At 64.2% G+C, this 22657-nt stretch carries 25 protein-coding genes, 1 tRNA gene and 3 pseudogenes; 24 read left to right on the top strand and 5 right to left on the bottom strand.

The window, feature by feature from the left end; all coding sequences use genetic code 11:
• Positions 1–124 precede the first annotated feature (124 nt).
• From AB0M76_RS17930 to AB0M76_RS17910, 5 genes and pseudogenes are all read left to right on the top strand, one after another.
• Positions 125–325 (top strand): DUF2191 domain-containing protein, encoded by a 201-nt coding sequence (locus AB0M76_RS17930; RefSeq protein WP_365953726.1) that lies wholly within the window; start codon positions 125–127, stop codon positions 323–325.
• Positions 291–2273, top strand: a pseudogene (locus AB0M76_RS17925) (glycoside hydrolase family 3 N-terminal domain-containing protein); the annotation flags it as partial. The gene AB0M76_RS17930 and the pseudogene AB0M76_RS17925, both read left to right, overlap by 35 nt.
• A 71-nt stretch (positions 2274–2344) precedes the next feature.
• A pseudogene (locus AB0M76_RS17920) lies at positions 2345–2533 on the top strand (glycoside hydrolase family 3 C-terminal domain-containing protein); the annotation flags it as partial.
• 21 nt (positions 2534–2554) lie between these two features.
• Positions 2555–2950 carry a fibronectin type III-like domain-contianing protein gene (locus AB0M76_RS17915; protein WP_365953923.1) on the top strand — a complete coding sequence of 132 codons (396 nt, stop codon included), beginning with the start codon at positions 2555–2557 and terminating at the stop codon, positions 2948–2950.
• 57 nt (positions 2951–3007) lie between these two features.
• Entirely contained in the window at positions 3008–3655 is a 648-nt protein-coding gene (locus AB0M76_RS17910; RefSeq protein WP_365953725.1) for a DedA family protein, read from the top strand.
• Between the two features lie 48 nt (positions 3656–3703).
• On the opposite strand, the pseudogene AB0M76_RS17905 reads toward AB0M76_RS17910, so the two are convergent.
• A pseudogene (locus AB0M76_RS17905) lies at positions 3704–4066 on the bottom strand (gamma carbonic anhydrase family protein); the annotation flags it as partial.
• Between the two features lie 82 nt (positions 4067–4148).
• On the opposite strand from AB0M76_RS17905, the gene AB0M76_RS17900 reads away from it, so the two are divergent.
• Both AB0M76_RS17900 and AB0M76_RS17895 read left to right on the top strand, forming a co-directional pair.
• Positions 4149–5198: a tyrosine-type recombinase/integrase gene (locus tag AB0M76_RS17900; protein ID WP_365953724.1), complete on the top strand. Its 1050-nt coding sequence runs from the start codon at positions 4149–4151 to the stop codon at positions 5196–5198.
• Positions 5191–5427 (top strand): hypothetical protein, encoded by a 237-nt coding sequence (locus AB0M76_RS17895; RefSeq protein WP_365953723.1) that lies wholly within the window; start codon positions 5191–5193, stop codon positions 5425–5427. Before AB0M76_RS17900 ends, AB0M76_RS17895 begins: the two co-directional genes overlap by 8 nt.
• 47 nt (positions 5428–5474) lie before the next feature.
• Here AB0M76_RS17895 and AB0M76_RS17890 read toward each other — a convergent pair whose 3' ends face one another.
• From AB0M76_RS17890 to AB0M76_RS17875, 4 genes are all read right to left on the bottom strand, one after another.
• The gene (locus AB0M76_RS17890; RefSeq protein ID WP_365953722.1) at positions 5475–6137 is read right to left on the bottom strand and encodes a hypothetical protein; all 663 of its coding nucleotides are present in this window, start codon (positions 6135–6137) and stop codon (positions 5475–5477) included.
• On the bottom strand, positions 6115–6774 hold the full coding sequence (locus AB0M76_RS17885; RefSeq protein WP_365953935.1) for a DNA (cytosine-5-)-methyltransferase: 660 nt from the start codon (positions 6772–6774) through the stop codon (positions 6115–6117). The genes AB0M76_RS17890 and AB0M76_RS17885 overlap by 23 nt, the downstream gene beginning before the upstream one ends.
• A complete protein-coding gene (locus AB0M76_RS17880; RefSeq protein WP_365953721.1) occupies positions 6671–7132 on the bottom strand; it encodes a DNA cytosine methyltransferase in 462 nt (153 codons plus the stop codon). Before AB0M76_RS17880 ends, AB0M76_RS17885 begins: the two co-directional genes overlap by 104 nt.
• A 281-nt stretch (positions 7133–7413) precedes the next feature.
• On the bottom strand, positions 7414–7605 hold the full coding sequence (locus tag AB0M76_RS17875) for a hypothetical protein (protein ID WP_365953719.1): 192 nt from the start codon (positions 7603–7605) through the stop codon (positions 7414–7416).
• Positions 7606–8170: 565 nt separating this feature from the next.
• Between AB0M76_RS17875 and AB0M76_RS17870 the strand changes: the two genes are divergently transcribed.
• The 17 genes from AB0M76_RS17870 (at position 8171) to AB0M76_RS17790 (ending at position 22655) form a co-directional block, all read left to right on the top strand.
• Entirely contained in the window at positions 8171–8614 is a 444-nt protein-coding gene (locus tag AB0M76_RS17870; protein ID WP_365953718.1) for an HNH endonuclease signature motif containing protein, read from the top strand.
• A 331-nt stretch (positions 8615–8945) separates the two neighbouring features.
• Positions 8946–9461, top strand: coding sequence for a phage terminase small subunit P27 family (locus AB0M76_RS17865; RefSeq protein ID WP_365953717.1), 516 nt, complete (start codon positions 8946–8948; stop codon positions 9459–9461).
• Positions 9462–9608: 147 nt separating this feature from the next.
• Positions 9609–9678: transfer RNA gene (locus AB0M76_RS17860), tRNA-OTHER, on the top strand.
• 37 nt (positions 9679–9715) lie between these two features.
• Positions 9716–9982, top strand: coding sequence for a hypothetical protein (locus AB0M76_RS17855; RefSeq protein WP_365953716.1), 267 nt, complete (start codon positions 9716–9718; stop codon positions 9980–9982).
• Positions 9983–9996: 14 nt separating this feature from the next.
• Positions 9997–10284 carry an HNH endonuclease signature motif containing protein gene (locus AB0M76_RS17850; RefSeq protein WP_365953715.1) on the top strand — a complete coding sequence of 96 codons (288 nt, stop codon included), beginning with the start codon at positions 9997–9999 and terminating at the stop codon, positions 10282–10284.
• The gene (locus AB0M76_RS17845; RefSeq protein ID WP_365953714.1) at positions 10281–10598 is read left to right on the top strand and encodes an HNH endonuclease; all 318 of its coding nucleotides are present in this window, start codon (positions 10281–10283) and stop codon (positions 10596–10598) included. Before AB0M76_RS17850 ends, AB0M76_RS17845 begins: the two co-directional genes overlap by 4 nt.
• Before the next feature lie 60 nt (positions 10599–10658).
• Positions 10659–12404, top strand: coding sequence for a terminase TerL endonuclease subunit (locus AB0M76_RS17840; RefSeq protein ID WP_365953713.1), 1746 nt, complete (start codon positions 10659–10661; stop codon positions 12402–12404).
• A 195-nt stretch (positions 12405–12599) separates the two neighbouring features.
• A complete protein-coding gene (locus AB0M76_RS17835; RefSeq protein WP_365953712.1) occupies positions 12600–13937 on the top strand; it encodes a phage portal protein in 1338 nt (445 codons plus the stop codon).
• Complete coding sequence (locus tag AB0M76_RS17830; RefSeq protein WP_365953711.1) at positions 13921–14616, top strand: HK97 family phage prohead protease; 696 nt, start codon at positions 13921–13923, stop codon at positions 14614–14616. Before AB0M76_RS17835 ends, AB0M76_RS17830 begins: the two co-directional genes overlap by 17 nt.
• 17 nt (positions 14617–14633) lie before the next feature.
• On the top strand, positions 14634–15818 hold the full coding sequence (locus AB0M76_RS17825; protein ID WP_365953710.1) for a phage major capsid protein: 1185 nt from the start codon (positions 14634–14636) through the stop codon (positions 15816–15818).
• 353 nt (positions 15819–16171) lie between these two features.
• Positions 16172–16942: a hypothetical protein gene (locus AB0M76_RS17820; RefSeq protein WP_365953709.1), complete on the top strand. Its 771-nt coding sequence runs from the start codon at positions 16172–16174 to the stop codon at positions 16940–16942.
• A 38-nt stretch (positions 16943–16980) separates the two neighbouring features.
• Positions 16981–17361: a hypothetical protein gene (locus AB0M76_RS17815; protein ID WP_365953708.1), complete on the top strand. Its 381-nt coding sequence runs from the start codon at positions 16981–16983 to the stop codon at positions 17359–17361.
• On the top strand, positions 17361–17525 hold the full coding sequence (locus AB0M76_RS17810; protein ID WP_215143513.1) for a hypothetical protein: 165 nt from the start codon (positions 17361–17363) through the stop codon (positions 17523–17525). The genes AB0M76_RS17815 and AB0M76_RS17810 overlap by 1 nt, the downstream gene beginning before the upstream one ends.
• Positions 17525–18493 (top strand): phage tail tube protein, encoded by a 969-nt coding sequence (locus AB0M76_RS17805; protein WP_365953707.1) that lies wholly within the window; start codon positions 17525–17527, stop codon positions 18491–18493. The genes AB0M76_RS17810 and AB0M76_RS17805 overlap by 1 nt, the downstream gene beginning before the upstream one ends.
• A 58-nt stretch (positions 18494–18551) precedes the next feature.
• Positions 18552–19016 carry a hypothetical protein gene (locus AB0M76_RS17800; RefSeq protein WP_365953706.1) on the top strand — a complete coding sequence of 155 codons (465 nt, stop codon included), beginning with the start codon at positions 18552–18554 and terminating at the stop codon, positions 19014–19016.
• Positions 19013–19354, top strand: a complete 342-nt coding sequence (locus AB0M76_RS17795) for a hypothetical protein (RefSeq protein WP_365953705.1) — start codon at positions 19013–19015, stop codon at positions 19352–19354. Before AB0M76_RS17800 ends, AB0M76_RS17795 begins: the two co-directional genes overlap by 4 nt.
• A 127-nt stretch (positions 19355–19481) precedes the next feature.
• A complete protein-coding gene (locus AB0M76_RS17790; RefSeq protein WP_365953704.1) occupies positions 19482–22655 on the top strand; it encodes a phage tail tape measure protein in 3174 nt (1057 codons plus the stop codon).
• Positions 22656–22657: the final 2 nt, after the last annotated feature.

The raw sequence follows: 22657 nt of genomic DNA, 5'->3' as shown, positions 1-22657 counted from the left end.
TCGAGGACCCGCCCGAGGACGCGAAAACCCGCGTCCCGGGCGGGTTCCGTGTTTTCGGGCCCAAGGGCGCGGGGAGGGCTTGCGGGTGGGCCGGAGTCCCCCGGGCGACGATCAGGAGGTGGCCGTGGCCAAGGTCGACATCAGACTCGACGCCGAGCTCGTGGTGGAGGTGATGGTCCTCGCCGGGATCGGCTCGCCCCAGGACGCGGTGGAGGCCGTCGTACGGGACTACATCGCGCGCGGGCACCGCACCGAGGCACGCGTCCAGGCACAGGACGGGCCGCGCCGCCATGCCGACGCGCTGGAGCCGCCGCCGCAGGGCTGAACCTCGGCGCAGCGGTGGCGCGTCTGAGCGGATCCGGACGGGCCGGCGGCGCACAGTGGGCGCGGGAGCGGTCCGGCGCGGGCCGCTCCCGCCGACCGGAGCCGCAGGGAGCGCCATGAGCGAGGCCGTGTCCAGACGCTGCGCGATGCGGCTGCTCGGGGGGATGGGGGTCGCCCTGGGAACGGGCGGCTGCGTGGCCGCGGTGCCGCCCGGCGCCGTCTCCCGTACGGCCCCGGCGGCCGCAGCAGCCACCCCGGCCGAGGCCCGGCCCGGCAGCACCGCCCGGATCGACGCCCTCCTCGGGCGGCTCACCCTCGAGGAGAAGACCGGCCTGCTGCACGGCGGCCGGGACCCGGCCCCGCTCGGCCAGGCCGGGTACCTGCCCGGCGTACCGCGCCTCGGCATCCCGGCGCTGCGGCTCGCCGACGGGCCCGCCGGGGTACGGGTCGCCAAACCGGCCACCGCGCTGCCCGCGCCCGTGATGCTGGCCTCCGCCTTCGACCCGGCGCTGGCCCGCGAGTACGGCCGGGTCATCGGCCGCGAGGGCCGGGCGCTCGGCCAGGACGTGCAGCTGTCCCCGATGGCCAACCTGATCCGCACCCCCTACGCCGGGCGGAACTTCGAGACCTTCGCCGAGGACCCGCGGCTCACGGCGGACCTCGTCGCGGAGATGGTCCGCGGCATCCAGGACGAAGGGCTCATCGCCACCGTCAAGCACTTCGCCCTCAACAACCAGGAGCAGGGCCGCGACACCGTCGACGTCGTGGCCGCCGAACAGACCCTGTACGAGACGGAGCTGCGCGGCTTCGAGGCCGCCGTCGCCGCCGGCGCGGGCGCGGTGATGGGCGCGTACAACAAGGTCAACGGCACGTACGCCTGCGAGAACAAGCCGCTGCTCGACGAAGTGCTGCGCGGGCGCTGGGGGTTCGGCGGCTGGGTGATGTCCGACTGGGACGCGGCCCACAGCACCGTCGCCGCCATCGGCGCCGGCCTCGACATGGAGATGCCCGGCGGCACCCACTTCGGCGGCCCGCTCCAGGAGGCCGTGCGCGGCGGCTCGGTCCGCGAGGACGCCGTGGACCTCGCGGTACGCCGGATCCTGGCGACCATGGACCGATTCGGCCTGCTGGCGGCGCACCCGCCGGCCCGGCCCGCCCGTGACGCCGCCGCCGGGGCCCGGGTCGCCCGCCGGGTCGCCACCGCGGGTGCGGTGCTGCTGCACAACGAGCACGCCACCCTGCCGCTGACCGGCGCCGCCGCCCGCTCGGTCGCCGTGATCGGACCCACCGGGCAGGTGCCCTTCGTCGGCGGCGGGGGCAGCGCGCACGTGGTCCCCGACAAGGCGCTCTCCCCGCTCGACGCGATCCGGCAGCGCGCCGGGAACGGCAGTACGGTGCGCCACGCCCTCGGCGAGGACCTGTACGGCCGACCGCTCCCGGCGAAACTGCTCACCCCGGCCGCCGACCTCGCCGACCGGGGGGTGGAGGCCGGGCGGAGCTGGAGCCACGAGGGCGAGTTCATGCTCGCCGCTGACGACGAGTGGACGCTGCTCGTCCACTACACCGGGAAGCGGCCGAGCGTGCGCCTCGACGGCGAGGAGATGTTCCCCGTCCGGCAGGGCGTGGCCGAGCACTTCGCCGGCGGACTCCTCGGCAGGGCGCCCGACGGGCTCGCCGTCCGCCGGCGCACCCTCGCCCTGACGGCGGGTACCCACCGGCTCGCCGTCTTCGCCGAGGGCGGGGACAAGGGCCAGCGGTTCCGGCTGCGGCACACCACGAAGGCGACCCGGGCCGCCGATCTCGCCGATGCCGTGAAGGCCGCCGCGGAGGCGCGCAGCGTCGTACTGTTCGCCTACGAGGACGCCACCGAGGGCCGCGACCGGACCTCGCTGGCCCTGCCGGGCGGGCAGGCTCGGCTGATCGAGGCGGTCGCCGCCGCGAACCCCCGCACCACGGTCGTGCTCAACACCTCCTCCGGTACGACCATGCCGTGGCTCTCCCGTACCGGAGCGGTCTCCAGATGTACTACCCGGGCCAGGAGGGGGCCGCAGCCACCGCCGACATCCTCTTCGGCGACGTGGACCCGGGCGGCCGGCTCACCCAGACCTTCCCGGCCGAGGAGCACGCGACCCCGGTCGCCGGCGACCCGCTGCGCTACCCGGGGGTGGGCGGCCGGCAGGAGTACACCGAGGGCATCCACGTCGGGCACCGCTGGTACGACGCGCAGCAGGTGGCCCCGCTGTTCCCGTTCGGGCACGGGCTCTCGTACACGACGTGGGAGTACGAGAAGCTGAGTGTCCGCCCGGAGCGCGGCGGGCTGCGCGTGGAATTCACGGTCCGCAACACCGGGCGCCGCAAGGGCACCGAGGTGGCCCAGGTGTACGTCGGCCCCTCCGCGGAGCTGAAGCTCGACCAGCCCGTGCGCGCGCTGGCCGGATACCGGCGGCTCACCCTGGAGCCGGGCGAGGCGCAGCAGGTGGTCCTCGACGTCGACGCCCGCGCGCTGTCCTCCTGGGACCCCGAACGGCACGCCTGGGTGCTGGGTTCAGGCCGTCGTGAAGTGTTCGCGGGCCGTTCCTCCCGCGAACTCCACCTGACGGCAAAGGCTGTGGTCAACAGCAGATAGGCTGCCCGTTCGGCGTGTCACAGGGGACGCGCCGCGGCAATACGGGAGGACGTACCGGTGCACATCCAGGAATGGCTGGAGACGATTCCGGCGGTCAGCATCTATCTCCTGGTGGGTCTGGTCATCGGGCTGGAGAGCCTCGGCATCCCGCTGCCTGGGGAGATCATCCTGGTCAGCTCGGCGCTGCTGGCCTCGCAGCACGGCGACATCGACCCCGTGGTCCTGGGGATCTGCGCGTCCACCGGGGCGATCGTCGGCGACTCGATCGGCTACGCGATCGGACGCAGGGGCGGCAAGCCGCTGCTGGACCGGCTCGGCCGGCGCTTCCCCAAGCACTTCGGGCCGGAGCACGTGGCCCAGGCGGAGCGCGCCTTCGACAGGTGGGGCATGTGGGCCGTCTTCTTCGGGCGGTTCGTGGCGCTGCTGCGGATCTTCGCCGGTCCGCTGGCCGGCGTGCTGCACATGCCGTACTGGCGGTTCCTGGTCGCGAACATCCTCGGCGGCATCCTCTGGGCGGGCGGCACCACCGCCGTCATCTACTCGATCGGCATCGTCGCGGAGCCGTGGCTGAAGGGCTTCTCCTGGGTGGCGCTGGTGTTGGCGCTGCTGATCGGCCTCACCGTGACGCTGGTGCTCCGCAGCCGCATGAAGAAGGCGGCTGCCGCGGCGGGGCCGGCCGCGGCGGAGACGACCGCAGCCGAGTAGCGGACCGCCGCGCGGCCGGATGCCCTCCGGCCGCGGGCGTACGTACGACTACTGCGGGGGCTGGACGGCGGCCCGGTGCTGCTTGGCCAGGTCCGCGTACATCAGGGCGTTGACCTTGATGCCCTCGCGCTCCTCGTCGGTCAGCTCGCGCCGCACCTTGGCCGGCACGCCCGCGACCAGCGAACCGGGCGGGACCACCATCCCCTGCGGGACCAGCGCCTGCGCGGCCACCAGCGAACCGGCACCGATCACGGCACCGTTCAGGACCGTGGCGCCCATGCCGATGAGGCAGTCGTCCTCGACGGTGCAGCCGTGCACCACGGCGTTGTGGCCGATGGACACGCGCTCGCCGATCGAGACCGGGAACCCGGGGTCGACGTGGAGCGTGCAGTTGTCCTGAAGTCTAGTTTCCAAATGCTAGGATGCCTCGAAAGGTGCTGATCAGACCTGCCGTGCGGCGGTCAATCGGACACGCTGAAAGGTAGGTTTTGGCATGGCTAGACCGGTTACGCCAAAAGTCAGTATCGCTGCGCGGGAGTACGTAGACCACCGAACGGCACAGTCGAAGTCGACGCGTCCGCCGTACTACCTCCGAAGCCTCTACCGGCGGTTCGAGGCCCGCGTGGGCGACTGTCACGTAAGCAGCCTCAGAAGCCAGCACATCGAAGACTTCTTCTATGGGCCGGGTGGCCTGGCGGACACGGCCGGCAGTACCACCCTGGCGAGCTACCGCGTGAACATGCGCAGCTTCCTGCGGTTCTGTGAGCGGCGAGAGTGGACCCTTCGCACCGTGGACCAGCTCACCGAAGGACTGCGTGAGAAGTCCACGCAGAGCAACCGGAACCGCTACAGGATGACCCGTGACGAGATTCGGCGACTCCTTGACGCGGCGGCCTTCCCCCGTGACCGGGCCTTGATCGCCTTCATTGCAAACACCGGGCTTCGCATCTCCGAGGCCCTTCGGATGCGGGTCCGTGACGTGGCGTTCCAGAAGGAAGAGCTATACGTCTATCTGCCCAAGACGGACGAAGAGGTGACGGTGCCGCTCTCGCTCGATCTCGAACGGGAGCTTCGGGTTTGGCTCACGCACTACACGGAAGCGGTGGGGCCGCTGAAGCGGTCGCACTACCTGTTTCCGGTCTGCCTCCGACCCATGTTCATGCCTGGGCATGCCCAGGTGCGCAACCCTGAACGGGTGCTCAATCCGGAAGCGATGATCAGTCATCCGCATGTGATCATCAAAGACGTTGCGGAAGCCGCGGGCATCGAGCTTGACCCGGGCGACGCATGGCACACCTTGCGCCGCTCCTTCGCTCGCATCCTCTATGAAGACGCCAGGGAGCACGGACACGACAACTCGCTTCGGATCGTGCAAGCCGCCTTGAACCACAAGGAAGTGAGCACGACGGAGCGATACCTAGGCTTGGACATCGAGCGCCAGAGGTACGCGCACATGCTGAAGGGGAAGCCGTTCCTGACGGCCGATCTCGATCCCGGTAAGATCGTTGATCTGAGCGAGAGAAGGGCGGCGGGCCGTGGCTAAGGAACTGATTTCCCGATGTGACGAGTGCGGCACGTCGGAAGGCGTGGAAGAGTTCACGATCACCTACGGGGACGAAACGAAGGATGTAGACGTGTGCCCGAAGCACGCCGAGCCCCTTCTCAAGCTCTTCGAGCTTGGGACTGCCAGGGCGACGGCCCCGGCGCCCCGTAAGGGCGGCCGGTCGGCTCACGCCGTGGTACCGGTCGAAGACCTGGGCATCGAGCCGTAGCAGCAGCGCAGAGAACCCCCGACCCGGAAGGGTGCGGGGGTTTCTTGCTACCAAAGGCCGTCCGGCCCGATGTTCTCGGCGTGAACGTCCCTGTCGATCGGCATGATCACACCCCTGAAGGTGGGGCCGATTTTGATCAGGATCGGTTCCTTGGAGTTGAAGACGCACATGTCTAGGCACCGGTCGAGGTTCGCGTCATGGTTCTTGACCTTCGGGGCCTTCACCTTCGAGAACCGGGCCAGTAGGGCAGCGTCGAACGCGACCAGCTCGGGAAGGGCAGGCTTCCGCCCTTCGAGGCGTGTAAACAGGCTGTCGAGCATGGCCCATAGGTTGTCGTCGGCCTGGCCGCTCACGTCCTGGCCGGCCGTGGGGGTGTCGTTGTTGCCAGGGCGGAAGATCAGCCCATCACCGGGCCGTACTTCGAGCCGACCGAAGCCTTTCTTGTCCTTCCTACCGGCCGTGTCCAGCTCCGCCAGAACCGTACGGTCGACGTGCACGGTGAAGCCCCCAGGGGGGCCGCTGTAGTCGTCCACGGGGGCCGAGTCCTGGCCGATGGCGTACCCGTCCGTTCCGGTGGCCCGTAGGCCCTCGGGGGACAGCTCTAGGCGTGCGGTCTTCACCATGGATCGGGCCGGAAGGAAGGCCAGGGCGTTATAGGCGACCCTGGCCATTTCCTCACTCGGCACTTCAGCCGCAGCGAGCAAGCTCATTTCTCCTTTCCAGCTCTCCCAGGCAGTGAGCGAAGGCCGCGAAGGCTTGCTGTGGAACAACCCCGTCGCCAATGGCCTTCAACTGTTGGCCTCGGTCGAGGCCGTCAACCTTCGTGATCCATCCCGGCACGATCCCCATGAGCCACTCGCCGAATCGAGGGGCCAGGCGCAAGCCGCCGCGCGGCCCGTACTCGACTGGAACGGGGGCAGGTTGCGCGGTGAGCACTTCCCAACGTCGAACGGCAGGGGCGAAGTCGCCCCACCACTCCGAGGGGCTGAAGTCGCCCCCGTAGTCGCTCCCAGGCTCGACGTTCAGCAGGAAGCACACTTCGTCTTCGAGGGTCGGCCCGTGGCCGCCCTGCTTGCGCTTGTCGGGGTGCTGGGGGGCACCGTTCCGGGAAAGGTTCGCGGTAGGGGTCTTCAGTAGCTTCTCGGTCTTGTCTCTGGGCCACAGTCGAGCCATGGCGGTTACGAGATCGTCGCCACCGGCCCCGGGGCGGGCCGCCTTCGCGTAATCCGGTCCTCGGCGGCCGTCAGCGGCCGTGGGAGTCGGCAGGAGCTGCGACGAGAAACCACCTATCGCGGTGGTGGGGGGCACCAGCGGCGGAAGCTCGATAGCACGTCCAGACAGCGTCATACCCGCACGCGGCCAGGTCCCCGAGTACGCGGGAGAGTCCTCGGCTTCGGATCGCGGAGACGTTTTCCAGGAAGACGAGCTTCGGTCGAAGAACGCGAACAGCTTCCGCGACGTTCGCCCAGATTCCCGATCGGGACCCTTCGATACCAACCCGCTTCCCCGCATTCGAAATGTCTTGGCACGGAAAACCGGCCGTAAGGATGTCTACGCCCTGATCGTGGAGGGTCGACCAGTCGATTTGAGTGATGTCCCCCAGGTTGGCAATCCCCGGGAAGCGTCGATCAAGGATTTTCGTTTTGTTCGGGTCGTTGTCCGCTAGCCACGTAACCCGCCCCCCAGTGAGAGCCTCTACGGCCATACCGAGTCCGCCGTAACCGGCGCACAGCTCTAGGATCCGGGGGGCCGCAGAAGGCCCGTTACTCACAATCGTTCTCGCCCTCGGCGAAGAGATCGTTCAGGATGCGCTCGCGCTCTTCTCCGTCGAGCTTGTCGAGTTCTACGGCCTCAAAGGTCACCGGTGCTTCCCCTTGCCTCTCCACGATCTCCAAAGGTCTTCAAGGCCCAGGCTGACGAAGAACACCAGGGTTAGAAGGCCCGCAAAGTAGGTTCCGTAAATCGCGATATCCCAGAAGAGCAGACTCACGCGATATCGGCCTTTCCGTAATTGACCGCGTACTGATAGGCGGCAAAGGCGTTGCGGATGCGGTAGGCCGCTCCGTGAAGCTCGCGCTTTCCCTTACCGCTGGCTACGTAAAGTTGCGCAACCGCAGTGTCGTAGTAGGGAAGGCCCTCGAAGGGGCCGATCATCTGAAGGGCCTTGACCAGAGTCACCGCTGTACGCCTTTCCCGATTCCCAATACTAGTTTCCGGCCGCAGAAATCGCCTTCATGGCGCTACGGGCGACATCCCGACGAAACTCAGCTTCGAGCGTCGGGGCCGAGGTGGACGAATAGCGGAGAGTCGACCCGTTCACGGAAGGGCCGGCATCGACCTTAAAGGACGGATCGCGGCCCTCGGGGCCGTTCTCGACGTAGCGGTTCGTACTGGCAACGAGCTTCGGCGGAAGGAACACAGGGGCCTCTTTCCTAGGCTGAATCGGCCCCTCTCGGGCCGTTCCTGCTGATGTTCCAAAACCTAGCTTCGATGCCCTGGCGGTTGCAAGGAACCCCAGATCAGGGGCCGTGCCGTGAGGCTTCGGCCAGGGCAACAGGTCTACAGCCACCGAAGGGGGTAAGGGGGTCGGCCTGAGGGAGCGGAGCGAGCGAGGGCCGGGGGGATCGGGGGATCACAGCAACCGCCTAGGCGGTTGAGAGTGCGAGCGAATAGCGAGCACTAGAAGGGGCGCCCCTCAGGGCGCCCTATAGGAAGGTAGTTATAGAGCCATGGCTTACCGGCCATGGCTTCTAACAGGTCTATAGCTACTGAGAAGGGCGCCCACCCGGCGCCCAAATATAAGAGGGTACCCCCCTCTGAAAGGGGGTACCCCATGCCATACAGCATGTGCCCCCGCCATAAGCGATTGCACCCCCTCGGGGTGCCCTGCGCTCTATGTGCCACCACTACCAATACCCCAGGTGGTACAGGCAGGGGTAAGCGTAAGCACCCCAGTAAGAACACCCGTACACCTGGACGCTATGACTACCAGTGGCAGAAGGTAAGGGCAGAAGCCATAAGGCTTCAGCCTTACTGTTCCTTCTGCGGTACAGGCAATGACCTAACAGGCGACCACATAGTTCCACTCAAACAAGGTGGAACGAACACACTCGATAACGTTCGTGTTCTATGTCGTCAATGCAACACACGAAGAGAGAACGACTACCGTAAAGGTCGTCGCTACTAGTGCCCTTCCAAAAGGGTGCACCCCCCTCCCAGCATTCACCACCAGGCCGTGAACCGTCGAGCCGCAAAGCTCGGCCGGCACGCCACCCCCACAGTCCCAGACTGCACGGCTCACTAGATCAAGCCTTGACAAGCCGCTAGATCAGCCGTCCGGATCTGTCTGACAGGGGGAAGGGGGGTCCGAAAGGATCTGGGACGCCTTCTCCGCACCCGCCGCCTTCCTGCTCTGTGAGCGCGCGGGGGTTCGCCCGGGTTCGTGGGAATGCCTGTCTCTCCGGATAACGGAGCATCTAACCGCCGAGGCCAAGAATTAGCGCGGATCATTCCGCGTGATGAACAGAATGTTTCCCAGAAAGGGGAATCCCGAACCGAAAGAGGTTGCCGTAATGCCTGGTCCTCCGCCTACCCCTTCGAGGCTGGTCGAGCTGAAGGGGAACCCTTCGAAGAAGAAGCTCACCGGCAGTGAACCGGCGCCTAGCAGGGGCGCCCCCCGGCCGCCCGCAGACCTGAAGGGCGAGGCTCTCGCCGAGTGGGGCCGCATCGTCCCCGAGCTTGACCGCCTGGGCCTTCTGACGAAGGTCGACAGGGGCTATCTCGTCGTCTACTGCGAGGCGTGGGCAACCTTCGATCAGGCTCGGGCTGCCATGGCGGAGTACGGCGCCCTAGTGGCCGGCAGGGACGGCGGACTGGTCAAGAACCCGGCGGCCCAGGTGATGAGAGACGCGGCTGACCTGATGATCAAGTTCGGCTCTCGCTTTGGCTTGTCTCCCTCGGACCGCACGCGCCTTTCTGTGGCGCCGGAATCCGAGGACGGCCCCGACGCTCAGGTTCTCTCTCTCCTGAGCTGACAGGGGCACACGGCCCCCTCTCGGGGGCTTCAGGGTTGAGCACTCACGTTGATCGCGAAGGGCGGTCGCGGTCCGTGAGTGCTCCCCATAGTCGTGGGGTAGCTCCCCTGATTCTGAAACTCGCCCTGATCAGGTGACGGAGGAATCGCGCGTTTCGTCTAGCGGCTAGGACCCTCCCTTCCCGGAGATAACGCGGGTTCGAATCCCGCAACGCGCCCAATACGTTTACACGCCTTCTCCGAACGGGGTTCGTCTTGTCTCAGGTAACAGCCGCAGCGCGGTCTTACACATTCGCCTTCGCCGAGGACATTCCGAGTGAGACGTTCCTTTTCTCCGAGGGTGTTGCCCGCACGACCGAGCTGGACGACGTGGCCAAGGCTTACATGAACGCGAAGGTCGCGCTTTACGCGGCCCTGAATCCTGGCCGCATCCTGAACTCTCGGACTCTCGACTACGCGGGAACTGTCGTGGTCAGTGAGACCACGGCCGAAAGCGCGAGGCTTTTCCCGACTGACATTTAGCAGGAGTAACCCCGATGGGCACCATTTCCGGCGATGAGCCGTGCGCGGTTCATGAGAACCACGACCCGATCCCTTACGACACTGAGCTTCACCATGTGTGGCCGAAGGGGATGGGCGGGCCGGACGTACCCGAGAACCTCGTTCCGGTGTGCGGTACGGGGCACAACAACATTCACGCGATCCTCCGCTATCTCGTCCGGCGGAACGGGAAGCCTTCCGCGGCCTACCTGGGCCGCTTCCATGCGGGAGAGGTCAGGTACGCCACCCTCGGCTTTGAGCGGTCCGTGAGGGGTTCCCTGTGACCGTGAAGAAGCGTCGTCGGCGTAGGCCGGCAGGCTGGTTGTCTCGTCGCGAGTTCGCGGTGAAGCGCCGGTGTGATGAGTGGGGCGTCCCGTACGAGAAGGTGAGTCGCGCGAAGGTCTTCAACCGCGACGGGTGGGTGTGCCAGCTTTGCGGCGCCCCCATCGACAGGGTGATTCGGTTCCCTAAGCCGCTCAGTAAGTCACTCGACCACATTGTTCCCCTCTCACACGGCCCCGGTACTCCGGGGCACGTCGAAAGCAATTGCCAGGCCGCACACCTTGGCTGCAATTCCTCGAAGGGCAATCGCGTGTGAGCGATCCCCCTCTGTAACCGGTCTATACGGAATGTAAAGACCGGAGCCGAGGGGGTAAGCATGAGCGAGATTATCCGCTCCCCCTTCGGGCCCATCGATCCGCGTGAAGGATTCTTCCACTACGACGAAGCGCGCGCGGCGCACGCGATCAACTTCATAGAAAAGCTGATCGTGCACACGAAGGGGCGCCATGCGGGCGCCCCCTTCATTCTTGATGACTGGCAGAAGAACGAGATTGTTCGGCCTCTCTTCGGCACGATGATGTTTGACGACCAGTACGAGGAGTACGTTCGTCAGTACCGCATTGCGTGGATGGAGATGGCGCGCAAGAACGGGAAGAGCGAACTTCTTTCCGCGTTCGCGCTTCTGGGCCTGGTCGGAGACGGCGAGGAATCAGCCGAGGTCTATTCGGTGGCCGTTGACCGCGACCAAGCGGGCCTGGTTTATAACACGGCTAAGCGCATGGTCGAGTTGAACCCGATCCTTAACAAGCGGCTCGAAATCATCGACTCGAAGAAGCGCATCATCGACCGTAAGACCAACAGCTTCTATCAGGTACTCCCTGGCGATGCTGCGGGCGCCCTCGGAACCAACCCCTCGATGGTTCTGTTCGATGAGGTTCTTACGCAGAAGGACCGGCACCTTTGGGACTCGATGCGCCAGGGCTTCGGTACCCGTAAGCAGCCCATCATGATTGCCGCGACCACCGCGGCCTACCGCACTGCGGCTTTCGCTCTCGAAGAGCACGAACACTCTCTTCGCGTTCGCGAGGATCAGAACCTAGACCCTGCCCGCTTCGTGTTCGCACGGAACGTTCCGGATGACTGGGACTGGAAAGACGAAGGCTCCCCGCCCTCGGCCGAGAAGCCGAAGGGAACGGGTTGGTATCTCGCGAATCCCGCTCTCGGCTCGTTCCTGAATATCAACAACTTGCGGGCCGAAGCCATGGAAGCGGCCGAGAAGCCTACGGCTCAGAACAGCTTCCGAGTGTTCCGCCTGAATCAGTGGGTGTCGCAGGCTAACCGTTGGTTGGACATGCATCTTTGGGACGAGAACGGTTCGCTGAAGGTGGACCGGGACCGGCTGAAGGGCCGTACCTGCTATGCGGGTATCGACCTGGCCGCTACGGGCGACTTCAACGCCTGGGTGTTGCTCTTCCCTGGTACGCCGACCGACCCGGACGCCGAAGGCTGGACCGTGGTTCCGCATTTCTGGGTGCCTCGGCCGGCGGTCGAGAAGCGGTCGAACATGAAGTCATCGTTCGAAGTCTGGGAGCGTGAAGGCTTCCTTACGGTGACCGAGGGACCGACCACGGACTTTAAGGCAATCTTCCGGTGCATAGCCCGGGACGCTGAAGACTTCCGCATCAAGTTCTTTGGCTATGACCCGTGGAACGCGACTCAGCTTGTGAACGAGCTGGAGGAGCACGGCCTTACGGCCGTCAAAGTTCCGCAGAGTGCCGCTCGACTCAATGACCCGTGCAAGGCCATAGAGAGCGCCCTAGCGGGCCGCGCCTTGCACCACGGCGGGCATGCGGTCCTTCGTTGGATGGCGGATAACGTCGAGCTTGACGTTACGGGCGATGGCCTGGTGAAGCCTTCTAAGGCGAAGTCTGGAGAAAAGATCGACGGCATAGCCGCATTGGCTAACGCCTTCTTCCTGACGGCCCTTCCTTCCGAGGAAGAGGCACACGTTACGTTCTTCAACTTCAACGAGAAGTATTCGGAAGCCGAGCTAGAGGCTTTGCTTACTCCTGTCTCTCGGCAGGAGCAACGGGAAGCGTTCTTCTTCCCCGACGACGATTAGGAGATTCATGGACCGGCCCAACCTGGGCCGCTCCCTCCGTAACGTCGCGTCTTCCTTTGTCCCGAACGTCTTTCAGGTTGGCAGTCTCGCATTCGGTGCGATGGCCGCCTATGACGTTGCGCGCCCCCTCGGGCATTTCGCTATGGCCGTGTGCCTCGGGCTGGTCGGCTACGCGACGGACGGGGGTAAGCGGCTGTGAGCCTGTTTACACGCATCGGTGAGCTTCGGGCCGCCGTGTCCGGTATGGCGGGCAACTGGGAACGCGATGTCGAGGGAGTGAGCGTCCGTACGGCTTCCGGCCGGAAGGTAACCCGCCGGAACAGTCTTCAGATGGTCGCGGTGTACGCCTGTCAGTCGCTCATTGGCGATGCGGTCGCGTCGCTTCCTGTCGACCATTACACGAAGATCGGCGGGCGGAAGGAATCCTTCGACCCCATCCGGTCGCCCAGGTGGATTCGTCAGCCGAACCCTTTCCAGACTTCCTATGACTTCTGGTTCCGGGTGATCATCAGCCTTCTGACGGACGGTAACGCCTTCCTGTACACGCTCCGGAATGACCGGGGCGAAGTGGCGGCCCTGTACTGCATTCACCCGCAGTACGTGAACATCCTGGACGGTCCCCTAGGGGACAACCGCTATGAGGTATCGGACGACCAGGGCGTTATTCAGGGCGTCTACGACCGTACCGAGGTACTGCACATACCCGCGTTCACGATTCCGGGGTCCAGCCGTGGCCTGTCGCCTATCGACATGGCCGCAGAGGCTATCGGCCTGGGGCTCACCGCCGAGGAATTCGGCTCCCGCTTCTTTGAGCAGGGAACCACGATGGCAGGCGTCATCGAACACCCGGGAACCCCTCGGCCGGATGAAGCTCGACTTCTCCGGGACATGTTCCGCAAGACGCATGCCGGCGTGAAGAACTCCCACAGCGTGGGCGTCCTTACGGGTGGCGCCCAGTTCAAGCCGATCACGCTTTCCCCGGAACAGGCACAGTTCCTCGAAACACGGAAGTTCCAGAAGGCCGAGATTGCGCTTCTGTATCGCGTTCCCGCGTACCTAGTCGACAGCTCGATTAGCTCGACGTGGGGAACCGGCATTGAAGAACAGAACAAGTTCTTCGTGGACCAGACGCTTATGCCGTGGATCGTGCGCATCGAGCAAGCCGTTTCAACGTTCCTGCTGCCTGGCCTTCAGTACATCCGATTCAACGTCGACGCTCGACTTCGAGCGAAGACAAAGGACCGGTACGAGTCTTACCAGACGGCCCTAAATAACGGCTTCCTGAGCGCTAACGAGATCCGGGCAATGGAAGACCTCGGCCCCCTCCCGAAGAAGCTCGGAGAGCGGTATTACCGGCCGCTGAACCTGGCTGTCGTCGGTGACGAGGATAAGGCCGAGAAGGAACAGAAGCCCGAGGCCGGCACGGCGCCCCCGGCGCCCCCGATTCCTCCCGCTGATCCCGCTGCGGAATCGAATGCACAACAGGACCCGAACGCAACGGATCAGGGGAAGAGCAATGGAGATGGAACGTAGGGCAGTCCCTACAGAGTTCGAGGTACGGAGCGACGGCGGGAAGTTCAACTTCTACGGCTACGCCCTGAAGTGGGACGCACGGTCTCAGAACCTCGGCGGCTTCCGTGAGCGTGTCGCCCAGGGCGCCACGTCGGACACCATCGGGCGGGATGACATTCGCGCCCTTTTCAATCATGACCCGAACCTGATTCTCGGCCGGAACCGCAGCGGAACGCTGCGACTGTCCGAGGATTCAGACGGCCTTCACTACGAAGTCGACATGCCGGACACGACTTATGCGCGTGACCTGGCAACGGCTATGGAGCGGGGCGACGTTTCGCAATCGTCCTTCGGCTTCAAGACCGCTGGCCCCGAGGGCGATTCCTGGGCCGAGGACGACGACGGTTTCCCTCTGCGGACCCTTCAGAAGATCGCTCTCTTTGATGTTTCGCCGGTTACATACCCGGCGTACGCCGATTCCACTTCCGGTGTCGGCTCCCGTGCGCTTCAGCTCCTGGCAGAGCGGCGCGGGCTTTCTGTGGCGCGGCTGGATTCGCCCGAGGCGATCCGGGCCGCTATCCGGGACGGCGAGGTTTCGGCGCTAAGTGAAGCGCGAACCGCCTTCCCCCGGTACGGGCTCCCCACTGATCCAGTGGCGGCCCTGGCGGCCCTGTCGCCTCTTTTTTTGCCCCGAACCTAGTATTTGGAGTTCCCAATATGGATTTCGCCGCTGCGGCAAAGGCTGCGCTGGAGAAGCGTGCCGGCCTGATCAATGAGCTTCGTTCCGTCGAGGCCGACACTTCCCTGTCTGACGCCGAGAAGCGAGAGCGTGTCGAGCGCATCGACGTAGACGTTCGCGCTCTGGAGGGCGAGGCCCGAGAGGCTGTCGAGCGCGGGGAGCGCGAGGCCGAGGTTCGTTCCCTGGCCGTGCGCGCGGGCGGCCTGGTGCTGCCTGGTGCCCCGGACTTCCGTTCCGAGCGAGACGAAGCGGCCGAGCTTCGCGCCCTGGCGCGCGGTGAGCTTCCGGGCGTCGACTTCGACCTTCGTACCGCTACTACCGGCGCGGCCGGCAATGCGGGCAACACGAAGCAGGTTACGTTCGTCGCCCAGGTCATTGAGGCCATGCGGGAGCGCTCGCCGTTCCTGAACCGCACTCGTCTTCTGACCACTGGCGGTGGCGAGACGATGGAGTGGCCGGTCAAGAACGGCCGCCCGACTGCGGCACAGGTCGCGGAGAACACGGCCTACGGCAAGTCTGACGAGTCCTGGACGAAGACCAACATCGGCGCCTACAAGTACGGCGTGATCGTCGAGGCCACTCAGGAAATCGTGGATGACTCGGCGCTCGACATCCTCGGCATTCTCGCCCAGGACGCGGGCGAGGCGGTCGCCGACAAGGTGGTTGCTGATCTTCTCATCGGTGACGGTTCCTCGAAGCCGTGGGGTTGGATCACGCGTGCGGCGGCTGGCAAGACGGTTGCGAACACTGCTGCTCTGACCGGTGACGCGGTGATCGACCTTCAGCACTCGCTTCTGTCCCCGTACCGCCGGAACGCGGTCTTCATGATGAACGACACCACTCTGGCCGTGGTCCGGAAGCTGAAGGACACCACGGGCAACTACCTGTGGCAGCCCAGCGTTCAGGCCGGTGCTCCGGACATGCTTCTGGGCACCCCGGTTCTGACCGATCCGAACGTTGCGGTCATCGGCGCGGGTGCTAAGGCGATCGCCTATGGCGACCCGAGCAAGTACCTGACCCGTCAGGTGAAGAACCTCCGCGTCGTGCGTTCGGACGAGTACGGCTTCGACCGTGACGTCGTGGCCTTCAAGGTCACTTGGCGTGGTTCCGGTGACCTGTTCGACACGGCTTCCGTGAAGACGCTCGTCACCACCGCCGCGTAATAGCGGCTCGATCGGTCCGGCCCCTTCGGGGGCCGGACCGATCTGCTTCCCGAAGGATTTCAAATGATGGTTAAGGGTGTCCGGGCGAATTCCGGACTGATCAACGGGGTTCCCTTCCCGAAGGTTGGCGAGCTGGTCGAGCTGGACGCCGAAGCGGCTTCCGCTCTCCTCGCCGATGGGTGGGTTGAACCCGTGGCCGAGACGGCCACTGAGACGCGGGAGACGCGTGTGACTGCCACTCCTGAGAAGCGCGGCCCCGGTAGGCCGCGGAAGGCCGAGTAGGGGGCACTGTGCGGTTTCTGAGCGGTAGGGCCGTCAAGCTGACGCATACCTTTCTTGATGACGAGTCCGTGATGACCGTCCCTGCCGTGTCGGTGACCGTGCGGGACGCCACGGGCGCGACCGTTTACACGGGCGACGCGACCAGCTCGGGTGACGAGTGGACGACCAGCCTTCCGGCACAGCCCGAGGGCGTTTACACGGTGGAGTGGGTGGCCGGCACTACGGCCACGGACCGCGACCGCTTCGAGGTCGTCGGCCGGTTCCTCTTCTCCCTGCCCGAGGCCCGCGGATCCGACATGGACCTAGCGGACCCTGAGCGCTTCCCTACGGCCGAACTACGGCACTACCGCGAGGTAGTTGAAGACGAGTTCGAGCGGATCACGGGCCGAAGCTTCGTACCGCGTACTGCGCGCGTCGAGGTCGAGGCGGACGACACCCCGACTCTCTTCCTGGGGTACTTCGACGTGATCGCCCTGAAGGCCGTCAACGGCCCCTCTGGGCCCGTGGACGTGACCGGATGGACCGTGGACCCGTCCGGTTCCCTCCGGGCGCCGTACGAGCTTGCAGACGGCGACCGATACACGGTGACCTTCACCTACGGCTTCGCCCAGGTGCCCGAGGACGCGAAGCGCGCGGGACTGCTGCGGCTTCGCTCCGTCCTGACAGCTGAGCGGTCCGGCATCCCGGACCGGGCTACGGCCTTCGTCGCGGCCGAGGGCGGAAACTTCACGCTGGCCACCCCGGGACGGAACGGGTACGAGACAGGGATTCCCGAAGTCGACGCGACTCTCAGCCGGTACAAGTACCGCATTTTCTATGACGTGTTGGGGGCGTCGAGGTGAGCACTAACGCCTTTGCGTTCAAGGGCGCCCTTCGGGACATGATCAAGGCCCTTCCGGACCTGGCCGGCTACCAAGTCACCTGGGGCTACCCCATGCGGAACCCCGAACGCCGATGGGTGTTCGTGGGCGAAGTGCAATGGCCGGATTCCCAATGGGTGACCAACCGAAGCCGTGAAGAGGTCTTCGAAATCAGCGTGGTCGTGAACTGTCAGCTATCCGGCGCGACCTCGGAAGAGGTCGAGTCCGAGCTTCAGCGCATGGCCGCCGGTATCGAGAACGGCATGAAAGCTGCCCCCAATCTCGGCATTCAGTCCGTCGTCACGTCGGACTTCATCCCTAAGAAGCTCTCTAGCTTCCCGTCCGATCAGGTCTATGAAGGCCAGTTCGAGGCGGTTGTTCGTGTGAAGGCGAGGCTTTAGTGAAGACCGTTGCTTACAACGGCCCTTATTCGGCGGTAGAGGTTCCCTCGCTGGGTGTTACCGCCGAGAAGGGCGACCCGATCGAGGTCGCCGAGGACGTTGCCCAGGCGCTTCTTCGTCAGGGTTGGCAGGAAATCAAGGCGAAGAAGGAGACGGCTAAGTAATGCCCACCATTCACGATTCACACTTCGGTGTTGTTGACGAGACCACTTACGGCACGGCTGTGGCGCCTGCGAAGTTCTTCGAGTTCACCGACGAAGGCATTGAAGGCAAGTACGAGCGGATCGACTCCGAGGCCATCCGCGCAGGCACCCGCGTACTCCGAAGCGACCGCTTCGCGACGAACGCGAAGGGCGCCGAGGGTGACGTAAAGATGGAAGTCCTTTCCGGGGGCTTCGACTTCTGGCTTAAGCACATGATGGGCGGCCTTTCCTCGGGCGCCCCCACGGGCGGCTTCATCACTCACACTGCGACCCTGGGCGACCTTAACGGCAAGTCGTTCACTGCCCAGGTGGCGCGTGTGGACAACACCGGTACGAAGATTCCCTTCACGTACGAGGGTGGCAAGGTCAAGGAATGGGAGATTTCCAACGCGACTGACGAGCTTCTGAAGCTCTCTGTCGGCCTGGATTTCGCTAAGGAGACCATCGGGGCCGGCGCTGGCGCCTATGCCCTGGCGACCCCTTCCTACGTCGCGAACACGAAGCTTTTCAGCTTCGGCGGTGGCACTGTCACTGTGGGCGGGTCCGCCTTCGACATCTCTGACTTTTCCCTGAAGGCCAGTAACGGCCTGAAGGATGACCGGTACTTCATCCGGACGAGCGGTAAGAAGGCCGAACCGCTGGAGTCCGAGCTTCGCAAGTACGAGTGGAGCCTGAAGGGCGAGTTCGGCGGGACGACTCAGGTCAACCGAGTCGCTGCGGCTATCGCAAGTGGCGCGGTCGCGAACATCACGGTTCTTTGGGATGGGCCGGACGGTTCTCAGTTCAAGGTTGAGATGCCGTTCTCTCGCTTCGATGAAGGCCCGGTCAACGTGGGCGGCCTCGAAGTGGTCGAGCACGACCTTTCTGGTCTCGCGCTCACGGACGGTACCGCTTCCCCGGTCACCATCACGTACAAGGCTCTTCAGTAAGCCTCTTTTTTTGCCCGATACCTAGTATTGGGAATCTAGCAATTGGGGTGACTGGGCTATGCCTACTGAAGGCATTTACGGAAATGTCGAGGGCCTAGCCCAGTTCACCCGCGCTCTCGCGCGTGCCGGTGCTGACGGTGTGCGCGATGAAGTGAAGCAGGCGAACTTTGATGTCGCCGAGAAGCTGAAGGATGCGGCCCAATCGAAGGCCGCGGGCCTGTCTCGTCAACAGAGATCAGCGGCCCAATCTCTTCGGGCTACGAAGACGCAGAACTATTCGGCTATCCGAATGGGCAGCGCGCGTAAGCCTTACGCCCTGGGCGCCGAGTTCGGCGCTAAGAAGCTGACTCGAAAGGGCGCTATCGCCCGAGGGTTCCGCCCGTGGCGAGGAAATGAGTTCGACGGTTGGGCCGGCGGCCCCGGTTACTTCCTTCACCCGTCGATCCGGGAGAAGGGCCCTCAGCTTATCCAAGAGTACATGGACAAAATCGACCGCCTAATGTCGGAGGCATTCCCAGAATGAGCACCACTAACGAAACCATTTCCCTTCGTGTCGACCCCGACGTTCTGACGATCGGTGATCTCGAAGACTTCGAAGAGGTTGTGGGCGCCGCCATCTACGACGTTCTTTCTCCTCGACCGGTCATCGGCCCGGACGGAAAGAAGGTCCTGGACGAAAAGGGCCGCCCCGAGCTTGAGACCAAGATTCCCACGAAGGCCCTGAAGGCTCTTATCTGGATCACTCAGCGCGCCGAGAAGCCGGGCTTCTCCCTGGACGACGCGCGAAACGTGCGGGTGTCCGCGCTTGAGCTGGTCGGCGCCGAGGACGGCCCGGGAAACGACGAAAAGCAGAACGCCTAAGAGATCGAGCCGCGTTCTGCCGGTTTTACCGCATGACTCCCGGCGAAGTTCGGCGCATGACTGCGGCCGAGTATCGCGCCTTCTGCGACTACATGAACGAATTCAACGCTAACCGGGAGTCTTACTAATGGCGGATTCGAGGACTCTTCGCGTTGTCATCACCGGCAACGCTTCCTCGGCCGAGGACGCGATATCCGGCCTCGCCGAGACTTCCCAGGACGCGGGCGGCCAGTTCGACGCCATGGGCGGAAAGATGGGCAAGTTCAAGGGCGCCATGGCCGGCATGGGGGCGGCGGTCCTGGCCGCCCTTCCCCTGGCGGGTCTCCTGGCGTTCTCGAAGGGCCTGGACGAGATCCACAACCGGGCCAAGCTCGCCGCTTCAATGGGCCTCTCGGGCAAGGATGCGGCCCAGGCCGGCAAGCTCGCTGGTGACCTTTACGTGAGCGGGTGGGGCGAGTCGACGGCCGAGACTGGCGAGATCGTTCGTCGCGTCTCGCAAGACCTGAACATGGGCGTCAACGCCGTTGACTTCAAGCCTGTTGCTAACAAGGTCGCGGCTATCTCCAACGTGATGGATCAGGAGATAGGCGGCACGACTAAGGCCGTGTCCAACCTGATGCGTAACGGCCTGGCTAAGAGTGCTGATGAAGCGCTCGACGTTGTCGCCGCGGGTTTCACGAATGGCGTTGACAAGGGTGAAGACTTCCTTGACACCCTGAACGAGTATGGCGCCCCTCTCGCACGTCTTGGCCTTGACGGCCCGAAGGCCGTTGGCCTCCTCTCTCAGGGCCTTAGGGCCGGTGCTAGGGATGCCGACTTTGTGGCGGATGCTCTGAAGGAATTCAGTATCCGCGCTATCGACGGTTCGACTGTTGCGGCGGCGGGATACAAGGAACTCGGCCTTAACGCCGAGGAGATGACCGCGAAGATTGCCAAGGGCGGCGCCAATGCGGAGCAGGGTCTCGGGCTTGTGCTTGAGAAGCTCCGGAATGTAGAGGACCCGGTAAAGCGCAATGCTGCGGCTGTCGCGCTCTTCGGCACGAAGGCCGAGGATCTCGGAGATTCACTCTTCGCCCTCAATACGACCACGGCCGTTCAGTCTCTCGGCAACGTCAAGGGCGCGGCCCAGCAGATGGCCGACACCATGCACAACAATGCGGCGGCGAAGGTCGAAGGGTTTAAACGCAAGCTCGAAATGGGCTTCACGAACGCTGCGGCCTCGGCGATCAACTCGTTCGAGGGCCTCGGCCAGAAGCTCGCCCCCGCCTTTCAGGCGATCGGGACCGTGATCGGCCCGTTTGTGCAGGGCCTGCAAATCGTCGGACAGAAGATCAGGGCGAGCTTCGAAACCGGCGCGGCCCGTACCGCGCTCGACCAGCTTACGGCGAAGCTCTCAGGTATTTGGGCCGTGGTCGGCCCGGCCCTTCAGCAGTTCGTGTTGTTCTTCAGGACAACGCTAATGCCGATCTTCCAAGAGCTTTGGCTGAAGGCGCAACCTGTTCTCGTTCAGCTCTGGCAAACCTTCATGACGTATCTCGACTTTATCAAGGTCGCGATACAGACCTTCGTAACCGTAGTGCAGTTCCTTTGGCAGACCTTCGGCGCCACGATTCTCAGCTACGTTAAGGGCGCCTGGGATGCGATTTGGCAAGTCATATCCGGCGTGCTCTCGGTAATCCAGGGTCTCTACAACGTCTTCATCGGCATCTTCACCGGAAACTGGTCGAGAGCCTGGACGGGCGTAAAGCAAGTCTTTTCCGGTGTCTGGGACGTCATCGCCGGAATCTTCAGCGCCGTAATGAATACGATCAAGTTCATTCTTAAGGCAGCCCTTGACGCCTTCGTGGGTCTTTGGCGGCTGCAATGGAACTTGATCAAGTCGGTCTTCAACTCCGTTGTGAACGGCATCATCGGCTTCTTCTCCGGCGCCATGGGGAACCTTCGCTCTGCGGCTTCATCGGGCGTTAGTGCGGTGAAGAACTTCTTCGTTTCCGGGTTCCAGTCGCTCTATTCGTCGGTGGCCGACAAGGTCAGTTCCGTCGTCGGTGTCGTGCGGGAGATCCCCGGAAAGGTGTCGGGCGCCCTGTCGGGTCTGGCCGGCACGCTTACGAGCATCGGCCGGAACATCATTCAGGGTCTCGTCAACGGTATCCGTGGCAGCCTCGGGGCGGTCATGAGTGCGGCCCGCTCCATTATCGACCAGATCCCCGGCCCGATTAAGAAGGCCCTGGGCATTCACTCGCCTTCGAGGGTCATGGCCGAGATCGGAAAGTGGATTCCCGCCGGTCTCGTCAAGGGAATGCTTGGCGGCTCGAAGAGCGTCGCGGAAACGTCGAAGAAGCTTCATGAGCTGGTCACCAAAGCCTTCAAGGCCAAGGAGATGACGAAGGGTGCGGCCGACGCGCTGCACGCTTACATTTCGCGGCAGAACGCAAAGCTGATGTTTCTCGCGAAAGCACGCGAGGGGATTCAGAAGCGGCTTGCCGCGGCTTCTGAGAAGCTGGCCAATCTGAAGAAGGCAAAGGCCGATATGGCGTCGTCTGTCGCTGACAAGGCGAACAGCTTCGGTTCCTTCATGGGAGCTCTCGACACCGGGGAGTACGGGGACAACTCTGCGAGTGCACTCCTCTCGCGCCTTAAGGGCAAGCTGAAGGTGATCACCGGCTTCCGAAAGAATCTTCAGACGCTCGCGAAGCGTGGCCTCGGCGCGGGTCTCATTAGCGAGATCGCGCAGGCCGGCCCCGAAGAGGGCGGCCGGATGGCGCAGGCGCTTCTTAACGCTGGTGCCGGGCAGATCAAGGAACTGAACTCGACTCAGTCGGCGATCGGTAGCCAGGCGAAGACCCTGGGCAAGTTCGTTTCCGGCAACTTCTATGACGCTGGAATTGAAGCGGCTACCAGTGTCGTCAACGGCCTGAAGGCCCAGGAGAAGACTCTAACTACGGCAATCAAGACCATGGCTCAGACCATGGCAAGCGAGCTGGACAAGGCCGTAAAGATCATCAGCTCCGGCAGGTACTTCACGATCCTTGGCCGAATCATCGGGTTCGGAGCGTACAGGGGTGTCTTCAACGGCGGTGGCAATAGCGGCTGGTGGGGCGTAGGCCGCCCGGGTCCTGGCCTGGCTAACAGGTCTATAGCTAATGCAAGGCCGCTTCCGGGCGCTTCCGCCCCGATCGTGCAAGTGACCGTGCAAGGCAACGTGACGGCCGAGAAGGCTCTAGCGAAGGCCATTGCTACCACCATTCGAGACGAGATCGTTCGCAACGGAAAGCGTAACGGGGGAAGGACGGGACTCTAAGC

It is taken from the genome of Streptomyces sp. NPDC051364 (assembly GCF_040682115.1).
GTDB lineage: Bacteria > Actinomycetota > Actinomycetes > Streptomycetales > Streptomycetaceae > Streptomyces.
This window is presented reverse-complemented; position numbering and strand designations above follow the sequence as displayed.